We start from the raw sequence: 14,601 nt of genomic DNA on the forward strand, positions 1-14,601 counted from the left end.
GCCGCTGGTAGTACTACCAGCGGCCTTTTACATAGAGCTTCTACCCTTGACTGGCGGTAACCAGCCGGTTTAGGCGTTTTCTACTACCTGTTCGCGGCGGTAGGTCCGCTCAAATTCTTCGTCGATGTGGTAAGTAGACTCCTCGTGCTGACTCAGGTCGAGGCCCAGTTCTTCTTCCTGCAGCTTCACGCGCAGACCGAAGATGCGGTCCGTCACCTTCAGCAAAACCCAAGAGCCGACAAAGGAGAAGGCCACAACAATTGCCAACCCCAGCACGTGGTAGCCGAACAAGGACGTCTTACCATTCACCAAGCCATCATTGGCCGCGAAGACGCCCGTAAGCAGCATGCCCACAATGCCGCCTAAACCGTGGCAAGGAAATACGTCCAGCGTGTCGTCGATAGTGGTACGACTGTTCTGCCAGTGCACTGCCGCGTGGCTAATAAGGGCGGCAATCACTCCAATTAGGATGCTCTGCCCATAGTCGACGTAGCCGGCGGCGGGGGTGATGCCCACCAAGCCAACCACTGCCCCCGTGCAAGCACCCACGGCAGTAGGCTTGCCACCCCGCACAATTTCTACCAGAATCCAGGCAATAAGTGCCGAGGCCGAGGCCAAGTTCGTATTCACAAAAGACAGGGCCGCTAGCTCGTTGGCCCCAAGCGCAGAGCCCGCATTGAAGCCAAACCAGCCAAACCACAACAAGCCGGTACCCAGCATGACATACGGCACATTGGGCGTAGAGAAAGATGAAGGCCGCAGGTGGGCCGAGCGGCGGCCCAGCACCATAGCACCCGCCAAAGCCGCTACACCCGCAGAAATGTGCACTACCGTGCCACCGGCAAAGTCCAGCACGCCCCACTTGTGCAAGAACCCCTCAGGATGCCAGGTCCAGTGCGCCAGGGGGCAGTAGATGAACAGGCTAAACAACACCATGAAAGCCAAGTAGCCCTTGAAGCGTACCCGCTCGGCAAAGGACCCGGTAATAAGCGCCGGGGTGATAATGGCAAACTTCAGCTGGAAAGCGAAGTAGAGAATAAATGGAATGCTAGCCGCAAAGGTGGGATTGGGCGCTGTACCCACGTTGCGGAGCAGAGCATAGGTAAAAGGGTTACCAATGATGCCGTGCCACGACTCGCCGTAGCACAGAGAGAATCCCACGAAATAAAACACCACTGAAATAACCCCCAGAGCCACAAAACTCTGTAGCATGGTGCTGATGACATTTTTAGGCCGCACCATTCCACCGTAGAAAAAGGAAAGGCCAGGCGTCATAATCAGCACGAAGGCGGTAGCTGTCAGCATCCAGGCCACGTCGGCCGCATTTAGGGCGCCAGCAGCGGCGGCCGGATGGGGCACGCGCACAAAAGCAGCTATCAGGGCCAGTACAATAAGAGCGCCCAGCGTGAACAGGCTGTAGCTCGGACGGATTGAATCAGCTTTCGGAGTCATGATGTTGTAATGATGGCTTCCTCGATTTCACTAGCCAAATTACGCAAATATGCATAACAACCCGACCTACCCCTAGTAATTTGAGGCTAAATGTTCAAAAACCACTACCCAAACTAATTATACACCCTAAATTCGATAGGCAAGGGCACATTTTATCATCTTTCTAAGGCTTTCGATAATTACCTGTGCAGCACATATACAAAAGCGGGGTAACTACTCAAACTAGAAGGTCTAGTTGAAGCAGCCACCCCGCAGTGGTAATCCAGCTTTGCTACTTACAAGCTACTTGGCACATATTCCTGTTTACTAGGCTTATGAGCAGTCTAGTACCTGCCTTCCACATTGTCGAGGTACTTCTGGGCTGAACCGGTGTTGAGCAGAACCATGCGCTCATTTGGCTGCAACCAACCCGTTTGAAGCAGTTCTCGGGCCGCCATCCACACGGCAGCACCTTCGGGCGCCACAAAGAGGCCCTCTAAGCGGGCTAGCTCGCGCATGCCTTCCAGCATCTGCTCATCGGTTATGCTTATGGCTGTTCCTTGGGACTCTTGCAGCACCTGAAGCATGAGCGGCTCGCCTAGGGGGCGGGGTACGGCCAAGCCGTTGGCAATCGTAGGTTGACCCACGTAGCTGTGGCAGTTGGCTTGGTGGCCAGCTAGCGTTTCGACCAAGGGACAACACATGGCCGCTTGCACGGCTACCATGCGCGGCAACTGGGCCGTGGCGGGTAGCCACCCCATGGCCTTCATTTCCTGGAAAGCCTTCCAGATGCCAATGAGGCCCGTGCCGCCGCCGGCAGGGTACAGGAGCACGTCTGGCAGCGTCCAGTTTAGTTGCTCGGCCAGCTCATAACCCATGGTTTTCTTACCCTCCAGCCGGTAAGGTTCTTTCAAAGTCGAGACATCGAGCAGGGCACCATCGGCGTTTAGCTCCCGCACGCGGGCCGCGCAATCGTTGATGAGGCCATCTACCAAGTGGACATCGGCGCCGTACCAGTAACATTCCTCCTTAAAAGCCTTGGGGGTGTGGCGAGGCATCACGACTACCGCTCGCAGTCCGGCCCGGGCGCAGTACGCCGCCATAGCTACACCCGCGTTGCCAGCAGTAGGAATAATGCAGCCCGTAACGCCCAGCTCCTTGGCCTTGGAAATGGCCATGCTCAGGCCGCGTGCTTTAAATGAGCCGGTTGGGTTTTGTCCCTCATCCTTAAGCAGCAAATCGGCGAGGCCGTAGCGCGCCCCCAGGCGATGCAAGGGTAGTAAAGGCGTCCAGCCTTCTCCCAGGCTAACTCGGTTAGCCTCATCCAGCAGCGGTAGCACGGCATGATAGCGCCACATGGAATTTTCGGCAGTGTCAATGCCTTGCTCCCTGGAAAGGGGTTCGTGCAGCGCATAATGAGCTAATAGAGGTTGGGCACAGCATTCCGAAACCCGCTGAAGGGTGAAAGCTGTATGAGGGGCTCCGCAGGCAGCACAGTTGAGAACTTGCAGGCGTGAGGACGTGGCTTGGAAGGTTGTCATAGAGGAGATTTTAACGCAAAACTCCCCTAGGTGTATTCCTAAACCTAACGGCAATTCGGAATAGGCTATTCCACTTTGGAATAATGACGACGGGTAAACTGCACGAAGCTTTTATAGGGCATGTTGTTCTCAGTGCCCTTGCGCTGAACGAAGTCGAAGTGGCGCACTAAGTGCAGGTCATGAATTGGCACCTCCACCAGCTCGCCGGAAGCCAACTCCTTCATGACGGCTTGGCGCGGCAAAAAGGCCAGGCACGTATCTACGCGCACAAAGTTTTTCAACGCCTCCGTACCTCCCAGGCGCACCTTCACGGGCAGGTCCGTCAGCTTGATGTTCTTTTCCGCCAAGGCCTCTTCCAGCACCGCCAGGGTTCCCGAGCCGGTTTCGCGCAAGGCCACGGGTAGGCGAAGCAAATCGTGCGCTACCAATGCCTGCTGGTGCAGGGGGTTGCGAGCCGAGCACACGGCCACTACCTCATCGGTTAGCAGCGGCGTGTAGGTTACGTTGCTGACTTTGTGAATCCCTTCAATAATGCCCAAGTCTATTTCGTGCTCTAGCAGGGCTTTCAGAATATTCTCACTATTGCGGTTCTTAAGCGTGAGCTGCGTGTTTGGGTACTGCTGCAAGTAGGCCGATAAGACCGGCGGAATGACGTAGAGGGAGATGGTAGTGCTGGCCCCAATAACCATACGCACCTGGGGCGAGAATGTGGGACTAAGCGCACTGAACTCCTGATGCAGCTCGTGTTGCAGCTGCTTTGCTACCAGCAGCTTGCGGTACAGCAGCTCGCCGGCGGGCGTGAGCACCACGCTATTCCCTAAACGCTCAAACAACCCGGTTTTGTAGTGTTCCTCCAAAGCCTTGACCTGCTTGCTTACCGCCGACTGACTCAAAAAAAGTGTTTGGCTGGCTTTGGTGAAGCTCAGTTGGCGAGCTACTTCCAGAAATATTTCGTGAGGATGGGAAAGCATAGCTCGAACCTAGTGCACCGGAGAAAAGCAAGGTAGCAGCAAAGGAAAGGCATTTTCTGCTACCGCTTGCAGGCGTGGTGGTGTGCACCAGATGGCAGAAACTTACAGGCCGAGCAGCGCAGCGTACACGCCGTTTACTACCTCGGCCATGCGCTTGAAATCCAGGGTGTCAATGGTGTCGGAAGCTTGGTGGTAGTTGGGGTTGCGTAGGAAGGCCGTATCGTTAATCATGAGGGCTTGGTAGCCGTATTTCCAGTAGTTGCGGTGGTCGGAAAGGCCCGCTAGTCCCATATCGGCGGGTAAGTTGATGCGCTGCACATCAAGAGCGGCCTTGGTTTGCATAAGCTGCTGCACTTGCTGGGTAAACTCCTCCTGCCCCGTGCGCCCCACTACCGTTATGAAGTTGCCCGTATTCGGATAGCGGGCCGCTAGCTGCTCGTTGGGGAAGCGTTGCGAACCGGACTCGTCGCTGAAGTAGCCAATCATCTCGTAGCACAGCATGGCGCGCACCTCTACCCCGGCCTCGTACAACGACTTGGCGTGCACGGCGCTACCCATGTATTCCGTGGCAAAATACGGCGGCTCCTCATTGGGGTAGGCCACTAGGTCTATGCGGTATTTCAGGTTGGAGCCCAGGTGGTGAAGCAAGCGTGCGGTTTCCAGCAGCCCCGCCACGGCGCTGGCATTATCATCGGCGCCGGGCGTGTCATCGAACACGTCGTAATGGGCTCCCACTACGATGCGCGGTGCCGTGGGCGAGCCCAGGGACAAGATGATGTTGCGGTACTGCCGGCCATCGGCGCGGAAGGTTTGTTCTGTTACCTGCCCCTCCAGCTTTTCAAATTCTGCCTTGATATAGTCGGCCGCCTGGTTTAGAGAAGCCAAGTTGCGGTAGTGGCGCGGGGGCTGCAGGGAAGTCAGAAACTTAACGTCGGCGTACAGGCGGTTTTGATCGGCACCCATGGTAGCGGTGGGGTTAAGGGAGGAAGCAGCCGTTTGCGCAGAGCGGCGGGCGTCACAAGCCCGAGGCTTAGCAGGCCGAGCACTACCCATTTTATACCGCTTCGCAATAGAAACATGCTCTTCTAAACGGCTGCGGGCGCCGGAGGATCATCTGATTTTCAGATTCTTTCCAGCCCTGCAAAAGCGGCACTGGGGTAAGCTGAACCTGTAAAAGCTCATCTATTTCATTCTGAAGTGCACTTTCTGCACCTGTGCTATGGCGCTCGACCCACGCTTCTGCCCTACCTTACGCCGCAGAACCAACTGGGCAACTATGGCGCTTCCTTACCATCGAATCATCGTAAAAATCGGTTCCAACGTCTTAACCCAACCCGATGGCTTTCCCGACCTGGCCCGCATCCGTCACTTAGTGGCCCAGATTGCGGCGCTTAAAAAGGAGGGTAAGGAGGTCATTGTGGTGTCATCGGGGGCGGTAGCCTCGGGGCGTAGTTTGGTGCAGGTACCTACCAAAGCTGATGCCGTGACGAGCCGCCAGGTGCTGGCCGCCGTGGGACAAGTAAAGCTGCTGGCTACTTACGCCGAGTTGCTGGCGGAGCACGATTTGCTGTGCGCCCAAGTGCTCGTGACCAAGGAAGACTTCCGCGACCGGGTGCACTACCTAAACATGCAGAACTGCTTCCGGGCGCTGCTCCAAAACAACATTATTCCCATCGTGAATGAGAATGATGTGATTTCCGTAACGGAGCTCATGTTCACCGATAACGATGAGCTGGCTGGCTTAGTAGCATCCATGCTCAACGCCGACGCCCTCCTCATCCTGAGCAATGTAGACGGCATTTTCAATGGCGACCCGAAAGCCCCCGGGGCCGAGCTGATTCCGGAAATCGAGCCGACTATGAACAGCTTCTCGTCGTTCGTGACCACCCAACGCTCCCAGTTTGGCCGGGGCGGTATGATTACGAAGTGCCATATGGCCCACAAGGTAGCGCAGCTGGGTATAGCTGTGCACATTGCCAACGGCAAAACTGAAAACGTGCTACCGCGCCTGCTGGCGGAGGAGGTAGCCAATACGCGCTTCCAACCAAATAAGAACGCCTCGAGCAAGAAAAAGTGGATTGCCCACTCCGACTTAGCCGCCAAAGGGGCTGTGCACATCAACAGCGGCGCAAAGGAGGCTCTCACGGCTGCCGGCCGGGCTACCAGCCTGCTGCCCGTAGGCGTGCTGGGCATCACGGGTACCTTTCAGAAGGGCGACATTATTCGGATTCTAGACGAAACGGGCAAAGCCCTTGGCTTGGGCCTAGCCGAATACGGCTCCGATAAGGCCCTGGAACGCCTCGGGCATCAAAACCAAAAGCCCCTGGTGCACTATGATTACCTGTTTCTAACGGCTGATATTAGCTAGCTGCCTATTACCTCCGGGTAGTCGGCCGAGTACTTTCTTACGGGCTCGGCCTCTTTGCTCGCACCGCCTCCCAACCACGCTGCCGCACTCTCCGGGGTCGGCACCACCGCATCGTATGCATCTTCACGACACTTTCCAGGCCTCCCAACGTGCTAGCCGCGCGCTGGGCCGGCTCCCGGCAGAAACCATTGCTGCCGTACTGCTCGACCTAGCCGCTGCGGCCACCGCCGAGGCGCCTTTCCTGCTGGCCGAAAACGAGAAAGACTTGGCGCGCATGTCGCCGGATGACCCGAAGTATGACCGCCTGCAACTAACCATGGCCCGCCTGGAAGGTATTGCGGCCGATATTCGGAACGTGGCGGATCTACCCTCACCGCTGGGCGCTACCCTGCTGCAACAGACGCTGCCGAATGGCTTGCTGCTTTCCAAGGTGCGCGTCCCGCTGGGGGTGATAGGGGTCATCTATGAGGCGCGGCCCAACGTGACCTTCGATGTGGCAGCGCTATGCTTGAAAACCGGCAATGCCTGCCTGCTGAAGGGTGGCTCCGACGCGGCCTATTCCAACCAGGCCATCAGTGTCGTAATGCAGGGCGTCCTCCAACGGCACGGTCTTGACGGGGCCAGCGTGACCTTGCTTCCTCCAGATCGGCAGGCAACGGAGGCTCTGCTCCACGCCATTGGTTACGTAGATGTGCTCATTCCGCGCGGCAGCCAGCAGCTCATCGATTACGTGCGCCAAAATGCCAAAGTACCCGTCATTGAAACGGGAGCCGGCATTGTACACACGTACTTCGACGAAACGGCCAACCTGGCCAAGGGCCGCGCCATTGTGGCCAACGCTAAAACTCGCCGTGTGAGCGTCTGCAACGCCCTGGATTGTTTGTTGGTACACCAAGCCCGTCTCGCTGACCTGCCAGCCCTAACGGCTCCGCTAGCTACTGCTGGCGTCACTATTTACGCCGATGCTCAGGCCTACCCTGCGTTACGGGGTTTGTACCCCGCCGCCCTACTACACCCGGCCGCTGCCGAACACTTCGGCACTGAGTTTCTTTCCCTGGCAATGGCCGTGAAAACGGTAGCGACTTAGGCGAAGCCCTTGACCACATTGCCGCCCACAGCTCCAAGCACAGCGAGGCCATCATTTCCGAAGATGCTACTCACATCGAGCAGTTCCTCAATCAGGTAGATGCCGCCGCCGTGTACGCCAACGCCTCCACCGCCTTCACCGACGGCGCCCAATTCGGCCTTGGCGCCGAAATTGGCATTAGCACCCAGAAGCTGCACGCCCGCGGCCCCATGGGCCTAGAAGAACTCACTAGCTACAAGTGGCAGGTGCGCGGCAATGGGCAGGTACGGGCTAGCTAACCTAAGCTAGTGAACCAGTTCCCCTCCTCAGATGAGGAGGGGTTGGGGGTGGTTGACCAGCCGTTGAACGATAACTAGCTCTATTTTTTAATTCTAACCTTTCAACCACCCCTCCTCATCTGAGGAGGGGAGATTAGGTTAACCTTGGTTTGCAATAACCGCTACCCTACCAATTCCTGCAGCAGCACATGCCCTTCCGGCCACAGCCCCAGACCAGACTCGGAGTTGATGTGGCCTAGTGCACCCACATTTACGAATCGGCTTCCCCACGCCTCCGCTAGCTCTTGCGCCCGCGCCAACGTCACGTACTCATCGGTGGTGCTAGCTACCACAATACTTGGAAACGGCAGGCGCGCCAGCGGTATGGGCGCAAAGTTTACTATCTCCGATGGCATATCAGAACGGTCTACATCGGCGGGCGCAACCAGCAACGCTGCTTTTATTTGGTGCTGGGTGGTTTGGGCCCAATGCACAATAGTAGCGCAGGCCAAGCTATGTGCCACTAGCACTACGCCAGGGCCCGCAGCGACTACTGCTGCTTCAAGGTTCTGCACCCAGTCTTCACAAATCGGATTATCCCAGTCCCGCTGCTGAACGCGCTGGTAGCCGTAGTGCTGTTCCCAGTGAGTTTGCCAGTGCGCTGGGCCGGAACTGCCTAGGCCAGGCACAATGAGGATGGTAGGTGAAGGCATAGAAACAAAAGTAACAAGGGCCGTAGCGAGGTTTACAAGCCCGGCCTCATTCCGGTGTACACGCTGCCGGCGTTTAGTATTGAGTAGACAGAGGTGTTTGAGAGGTGTAGGGTTTTATCTTGTCGCTACAGCCTTTTTAATCAGGTCAGCCCATTCCCATTGTTTGCGCTTCCATTGATAGCGGAGGTGTTTTGGGCTACCTGTGGCAGTGAATTCTTCACCTCTAACTTGAAAATTCACCGTCTTTTTCCCTAAGTAAAATAAGACATGGGTCACATCATCGTGTATAGATGTTGGTGGCAAGAATTTTACATTCTTAGGATGGCTGCGGTTATAGGCCTCAAAGTCCCGGAAGAATTTCTCTGCTGCTTGAAAATGGGGCTTATTCTGAAAGTAGAAATCAATTAAGGCCGAGTTTTCTGTTGCTACAGGTTGATTTTGGCAGCAATCAAGCTTTTTAGATAACGTTTTGCCTTTGTATTGCCAGAATAGATAAACGACCAATTCCTCTTCGGCACATCGGCAACTCTTAGTTAATCTGCCCAATTCGTCGGGTGTTGGCAAATACTCACATCCCACACAACCTTCCTGGTAAAACAAGACCGTATCAATTCCAGATTTCTGCAGTTGATTGACCAGCATTTTGTGTAGACCCCACATCCTGTTGTGTGGGAGGGGCTTTTTCGATAAGTAGTTGTTAGTGAGAGAGTCTAACGCTACGATATAATCAGGACTCTTTAGCCTATTAGAAACAAACGAATTTCCTTCCACCACATGGAAACTCGAAAGTGGCAGGTAGAAGAATAGAGCTATATAGAGCAGTAGTTTAGCTTGATTCATAGCAACTCAATATGCGCCTTAGTACAAACTGATATCAAACCTATACAAAACATAGCAGAAACGCCGTTTTTCTATACCCTCCGACGTTGTTTTAAGCTCCTCCCTATCCATGTTATTCCGCTTCCTTTCTCGCCTGCCGCTGCTGGCTCTGCTATGTGCTTGTTCTAAAGCAGACGTCAGAGTAAGTTTCTTTGTTGAAGATCTTGCTTGCATGCAATGGCTCAAGGCTTCTGGAGGTACTCTGCTGCCGTGCGATTTTTAGGGTTCAGTTGCAGAGCACGAGTGTAGTGCTGAAAGGCCATTTTCTTATTACCCAGCGCGGCATAGGTTTCGGCCAGACTGTCGTAGGTGTTGGCGCTATTGGGATAGAGGCGCACATTGAGTTGAAATACAGCCAGCGCATTATCTAGTTGGCCCTGCTCAACCAGGGAGTAGCCCCAGGCATTGATGGCATCTTCGGGCAAGGCGTAGGCTGGGTCGCGGCGGCGGGCTTTCTTAACTTCTTCTTCTAGGTGCGAAAACCCACGCTGGCGCAATGTGCGGTGCAGAGCACGCAGGTCGGTGGCAAACCGAAGCCGTCTTCCACGCGCATATCGGGTAGGTAACAGGCAGCCAGCGCGTCAATGAACCGCTCGGGGTTGGCACCCTGCAGGTTGGTCAGTACCACGATGGCTAACTCGTCTTGGGGGTAGAGAAACACGGCAGAGCGGCCACCACCCACAGGCGCCACGGCCGGGTGTTCGGGCCGTGTAATGGTGGGCCAGCCCAGGGCGTAGCCGGTGAGCTTGCCCCCAAAACCGCGCTGGGAGCCGTCGTTGAGGCGGCCTGGCGTCCAGAGCGTCGAGAGACTTTGGGGTTGGAGCAGTTTGCCTTGCTGCAAGGCCAGCACCCAGCGGGCCATTTCCTCTGCGGTAGAGCTCATGCCTGCGGCCGTACGCAAGGAGGGCGGAAATACTTCGAACAGGTTCTGTAGCTGCGGGCTCCGGCGCCGTTTCCCATCAACGTACTGCGTGTACGTGTAGCCGCGGGCGCCGTGGGGTAGCACGTCATGAGCGTCGCCGGCACTTGTGCGGGGCATCCCCACCACCTCAATCTGCCGCTGCCGGATAAATTGCGCAAAGGGCTGACCGCTGAGTTTGTCGATGAGGCGACCTAGCAACAGGTAGTTGGTTTGGTTGTAGGCGAATTGCTGACCGGCAGGGAAGTCCAGTGGCTGTGTTTGCACCTGGACCCAAGCCTCTTTCTCGTTGTTTTCCGTCACTAGCGCATCCTCGGGCATAATATCAGGTAGACCAGAAGTGTGCGTGAGCAGTTGCCGGACGGTGACCGGATGCCAGGTTGCAGGCAGTTCGGGCAGGTAGCGCCCTACTGGCGCGGCCAGGTCTAGCTTACCAGATTCCACCAATTGCATTACGGCTACGCCCACAAACGCCTTAGTAATGGAATTGAGAAAAAAGCGTGTCTGTGTAGTTACTGGCACCGAGTCCTGCACATTGGCCAAGCCATAGTTGCCTAGCTTAATAACTTGACCGTGGCGCACCACCGCTAGCTGCACGCCCGGAATGCGTAACTGCCGCATGGCCCGTTGCACCAGTTGGTCAACGCTGTCGGGAGCGGATTGGGCTTGACCGGTTGACGCAACACTAAACAGGAGAACCAGCGCCGCGCCCACAGTGCGCAGCCAAAATGAATACCGTGAGTTCTTCATGCGTGGAAGGAATAAGAAGGGAGGCAGAAAGGGGCCAGTCTACGCGTGTAGCAGCTAGATGCAACTGACTACCGACCCGAACGGACCAAATATATAAGCACTACTTTGTTATACAAGGTAGTATGCAAAAATAAAATTTACCCTTTGTGAGCCATCTAGCGGAGGTATTCATTAGCAATTTCACGGAATAGCATAATGCGTGACTGTTAACTTTGAGGCAGCAACCTTACTCCTACTAGCGCAGAGTAAACCGAAGCATACTACACTAGGACTGCACTATACATTAACGTTTTTCTATACCTTCCGGCGTCCTTTCTAGCGCCTCCCTATCCATGCTACCCCGCTCTCTTTCTCGCCTGCCGCTGCTGGTGCTGCTGGCTTTGCTATGTGCCTGTTCTAAGTCGGGCTCCGATGCCGGCCAGGACCTAACGGCGAGGAAATTGACCCGTACCAGAACCTGGTATTTCAGTTTGCTGATGCCGTAGCTAGCCCCGAGCAGCAGGACCGCTGGGATACCGTGCAGGTAGTGAAGTTTGAGCCGGCTATGCGCGGCAAGTTCAAGTGGACATCGGATAGAGAACTGATTTTCTCGCCTACCACCCCCTTTAAGCCTAGCACCGCCTTCACGGCCACCCTGCGCAAAGAAGCCCTGCCGGAGGGCAAACGCAACGTAGAACTACCCGAGAATCGTCAGAAATTCCACACCCCCTACCTGCAATTGCAGGAGCCGCAGGCCTTCTGGGGCCGCTCGGAGCGAGCAGCGGGCACGGCCGAAATGCGCGTGGAGTTACCCTTCAACTACGCCGTGAAGCCCGCCGACGTGAAGCCCCTGCTGCGCGTGACCCAGGACGGGCAGCCCGTGGCCTTTGAAGTGAGCGGGGAGCCGGGCCAAGTGGTGCGCGTAAGCCTCAACCAACAGGTACGCCCCGGCAGCCCGCTCACGGTGGCGCTGGGCCAGGGTTTGCGGGCTCAGGACAGCGACCAGGCCTCTACCTCCGACTACGAAAAACAAGTTCAGGTACCCGACCCGGAGGAGCTGGAAATACGCTCCATCACGGGCACCCTGCAAGCGGCCGACCCGGTCATTACCATCCTGACCAGCCAGCCGGTAACCACGGGCGACTTGCAGAATGCACTGTCAGTGTCGCCGCAGGTGGCCTACGAGGTAGAGGAGCTGGAAAGTGGCTTTCGGCTCAAGGGCGGCTTCGAGGTAGGCAAAAGCTACCAGGTGAGCTTGCGCCAGGGGTTGCGGGGTGGCCTAGGCGGACACCTCAGCGAAGATTTCACCCAAACGGTGAGCTTCTCCGATGAGCGCCCAACCATCAGCTTTGCCAGCGCCGAGAAAGCCATGTACCTCGACGCCCTGGGTTCGCGCAACCTGGCCGTGCGCATAAATGAGGTAGGTCAGGTGAAAGTGACCATTGCTAAAGTGTACGCTAATAACATCCAGCAGCTGTTGCGCAGCGGCACCCAGTACGGCTACCCCGGCTACGACGGGGAAGAATCGGAGGGTGAGGAAGAGGAAAGTGAGGAAGGCGGGTACGTGGACCGCTCCTACCAGTACTACGACGTGGAGAACCTGGGCAACGTGCTCACGGAGCGCACCTACACCGTGTCGGGGCTGCCGAAGGCGCAAGGGCTTCGGCTGCTGAACCTGAACCTTAAGGACCTGGAATTTGCGGGCGGCCTGAAAGGGCTCTACATCATCAAGGTGCAGGACACCGAGCGCCAGTGGCTACAGGTGAGCAAGCTGGTAGCCGTGTCGGATATCGGGCTGATTGTGAAGCAGGGCAAGGCCGGCAGCACGCTGGTATTTGCCAATTCCATCCGCAACGCCAAGGCCCTCAACGGCGTGGAAATGCGCTTTATCAGCACCAACAACCAGGTAATGGGCACCGGCCTGACCAACGGCGATGGGGTAGCGAAATTCGACAGCACCGCCCAAAACGGTCGCTTCAAGCTGGGCATGGTCATGGCCCAGCAGGGCAACGACTTCACCTTCCTCGACCTGAGCCGCAGCCGCGTAGAAACTTCCCGCTTCGAGGTGGGTGGCCTACAAAGCAACGCCGCCCGCTACCAGGCCTTCCTCTACGGCGACCGGGACCTATACCGACCCGGCGACACCATCCAGACCAACACCGTTATCCGCACCGAGGATTGGCAGGCACCGCCCAAGGGCCTGCCGGTGAAAATTCGGCTGCTGCTGCCCACCGGCAAGGAGTACGCCAGCCTGCAGAAAACCCTGAATGCGGCTGGCTCCTTCGAGGCGCGCTTCCTGCTGCCCCCGGCCGTCATGACTGGCCTTTACACAATGGAAGTGCTAACCGGCAACGACGTGCTGCTGACTTCGCGCCAGATTTCGGTGGAGGAGTTCATTCCGGACCGCATGAAGGTGACAGTGAAAGCCTCTAGGCCAGTCGTGAAACCCGGACAGGCTATTTCAGCGCTGATTACGGCCCAGAACCTGTTCGGCCCACCCGCCGCTGACCGTAAATTTGAAGTAGAGTTTTCCTTGAAGGAAAAACCCTTTACCCCGAAGAATTACGGCGATTACACCTTTGCCATCAACAGCGGCGAGCGGCAGCGGGGCAGCTACGGGGACCAAGTTTCCACGCCGATATCCGACCGGTTCGAGAAGACTACCCGCGAAGGAACCACCGACGCTGCGGGCCGCGGCACCGCCACCTACGAGGTGCCCGATTACTCTGACCTCGGCATTCTGGAAGGCACCGCTTTCACCACCGTTTTCGATGAAACCGGCCGCCCCGTGAACCGCCTGGCTACCTTCGAGGTGCAGACCCAGCCTGTGCTGTTTGGGGTGAAGAACATGGATGAGCTGGTGCAAACCCGTCAGGCCCTGCCGGTGCGACTGGTGGCTCTCACGCCAGCTGGCACGCCCACCTCAGCCCAGGCCACGGTGCGCGTGGTGCGCCTGCTCTGGGAAACGGTGATTGAGCGTCAGGGCGGGCGCTACATCTACAACTCGCAGAAGCGCGAGCAGGTGGTGTTGAGCCGCACCGTGACGGTAGCAAGCGGCGGCTCTGATGCTGGCCTGGGCTTCACGCCGACCTACTCCGGCGAGTACGAAATCCGGATTTCTAGGCCAGGGGCCGTGACTTACGTGGCTCAACGCGTGTACGCCTACGGCTACGGCGACACCCAGAGCAACTCCTTCGAGGTGAACAACGAGGGAGAGGTGACCATTGAGGCCGACAAAGCCAAATACGAGCCCGGCGAAACTGCCAACCTGCTGCTGAAAACGCCCTTCCCCGGCCGCGTGCTCGTGACGGTAGAGCGCAACCGCGTGCTAGACCACTTCTACGTGAACACCGACGAGAAATCAGCCCGCGTGAGCATCCCCATCCGCACCGGCCACGTGCCCAACGTGTACGTGACGGCCACCGCCATCCGAGAAATCAAGGACAACCGCCTCCCCCTCACGGTAGCCCGCGGCTTTGTGCCGCTGACAGTAGAGAAGCCCGGCGCCAAGCTGCAAGTAGCTATTAAAGCGCCCGCGCAAAGCCGCTCCCAGACTGCCCAAACCATTGAAGTAACCACCGCCCCCGGTGCCCAGGTAACGCTGGCTATGGTGGATGAGGGCATTCTGCAGATGAAGGACTACCGCACGCCCGACCCCTACGCTACTTCTACCAGAAGCGCGCCCTAGAAGTACAGGCCTACGACG

11 protein-coding genes and 1 pseudogene are annotated in these 14,601 nt (G+C 57.0%); 4 read left to right on the forward strand and 8 right to left on the reverse strand.

Translation table 11 applies throughout. The features are described from left to right. Positions 1–69: 69 nt before the first annotated feature. From VI25_RS03610 to VI25_RS03625, 4 genes are all read right to left on the reverse strand, one after another. Positions 70–1,452, reverse strand: coding sequence for an ammonium transporter (locus VI25_RS03610; protein WP_072144751.1), 1,383 nt, complete (start codon positions 1,450–1,452; stop codon positions 70–72). A gap of 323 nt (positions 1,453–1,775) precedes the next feature. Next, positions 1,776–2,972 carry a threonine synthase gene (locus VI25_RS03615; RefSeq protein ID WP_045687397.1) on the reverse strand — a complete coding sequence of 399 codons (1,197 nt, stop codon included), beginning with the start codon at positions 2,970–2,972 and terminating at the stop codon, positions 1,776–1,778. 65 nt (positions 2,973–3,037) lie between these two features. After that, positions 3,038–3,943 (reverse strand): LysR family transcriptional regulator, encoded by a 906-nt coding sequence (locus VI25_RS03620; RefSeq protein WP_045687398.1) that lies wholly within the window; start codon positions 3,941–3,943, stop codon positions 3,038–3,040. Positions 3,944–4,045: 102 nt separating this feature from the next. Beyond that, positions 4,046–4,906, reverse strand: coding sequence for a M28 family peptidase (locus tag VI25_RS03625; protein WP_045687407.1), 861 nt, complete (start codon positions 4,904–4,906; stop codon positions 4,046–4,048). 256 nt (positions 4,907–5,162) lie between these two features. Here VI25_RS03625 and proB point away from each other — a divergent pair, with 256 nt between their 5' ends. Both proB and VI25_RS03635 read left to right on the forward strand, forming a co-directional pair. After that, entirely contained in the window at positions 5,163–6,311 is a 1,149-nt protein-coding gene (proB, locus tag VI25_RS03630) for a glutamate 5-kinase (protein WP_236704862.1), read from the forward strand. A gap of 115 nt (positions 6,312–6,426) precedes the next feature. Next, positions 6,427–7,676 (forward strand): annotated as a pseudogene (locus tag VI25_RS03635) (glutamate-5-semialdehyde dehydrogenase). A 161-nt stretch (positions 7,677–7,837) separates the two neighbouring features. Here VI25_RS03635 and VI25_RS03640 read toward each other — a convergent pair. The 4 genes from VI25_RS03640 to VI25_RS03655 form a co-directional block, all read right to left on the reverse strand. Beyond that, positions 7,838–8,368: an RBBP9/YdeN family alpha/beta hydrolase gene (locus VI25_RS03640; RefSeq protein ID WP_045690049.1), complete on the reverse strand. Its 531-nt coding sequence runs from the start codon at positions 8,366–8,368 to the stop codon at positions 7,838–7,840. A 114-nt stretch (positions 8,369–8,482) separates the two neighbouring features. Continuing rightward, positions 8,483–9,208, reverse strand: a complete 726-nt coding sequence (locus tag VI25_RS03645; RefSeq protein WP_045690048.1) for a hypothetical protein — start codon at positions 9,206–9,208, stop codon at positions 8,483–8,485. Positions 9,209–9,429: 221 nt separating this feature from the next. Then, on the reverse strand, positions 9,430–9,744 hold the full coding sequence (locus VI25_RS24585; RefSeq protein WP_045690047.1) for a tetratricopeptide repeat protein: 315 nt from the start codon (positions 9,742–9,744) through the stop codon (positions 9,430–9,432). Continuing rightward, positions 9,717–10,916, reverse strand: coding sequence for a serine hydrolase domain-containing protein (locus VI25_RS03655; RefSeq protein ID WP_052695506.1), 1,200 nt, complete (start codon positions 10,914–10,916; stop codon positions 9,717–9,719). Before VI25_RS03655 ends, VI25_RS24585 begins: the two co-directional genes overlap by 28 nt. Positions 10,917–11,248: 332 nt before the next feature. Between VI25_RS03655 and VI25_RS25000 the strand changes: the two genes are divergently transcribed. Both VI25_RS25000 and VI25_RS23915 read left to right on the forward strand, forming a co-directional pair. After that, positions 11,249–11,401: a hypothetical protein gene (locus VI25_RS25000; RefSeq protein WP_161806866.1), complete on the forward strand. Its 153-nt coding sequence runs from the start codon at positions 11,249–11,251 to the stop codon at positions 11,399–11,401. A 32-nt stretch (positions 11,402–11,433) separates the two neighbouring features. After that, complete coding sequence (locus VI25_RS23915; protein WP_055562275.1) at positions 11,434–14,583, forward strand: alpha-2-macroglobulin family protein; 3,150 nt, start codon at positions 11,434–11,436, stop codon at positions 14,581–14,583. Positions 14,584–14,601: the final 18 nt, after the last annotated feature.

The sequence above is a fragment of the Hymenobacter sp. AT01-02 genome, from assembly GCF_000961955.2.
GTDB classification, from domain to species: Bacteria; Bacteroidota; Bacteroidia; order Cytophagales; family Hymenobacteraceae; genus Hymenobacter; species Hymenobacter mucosus.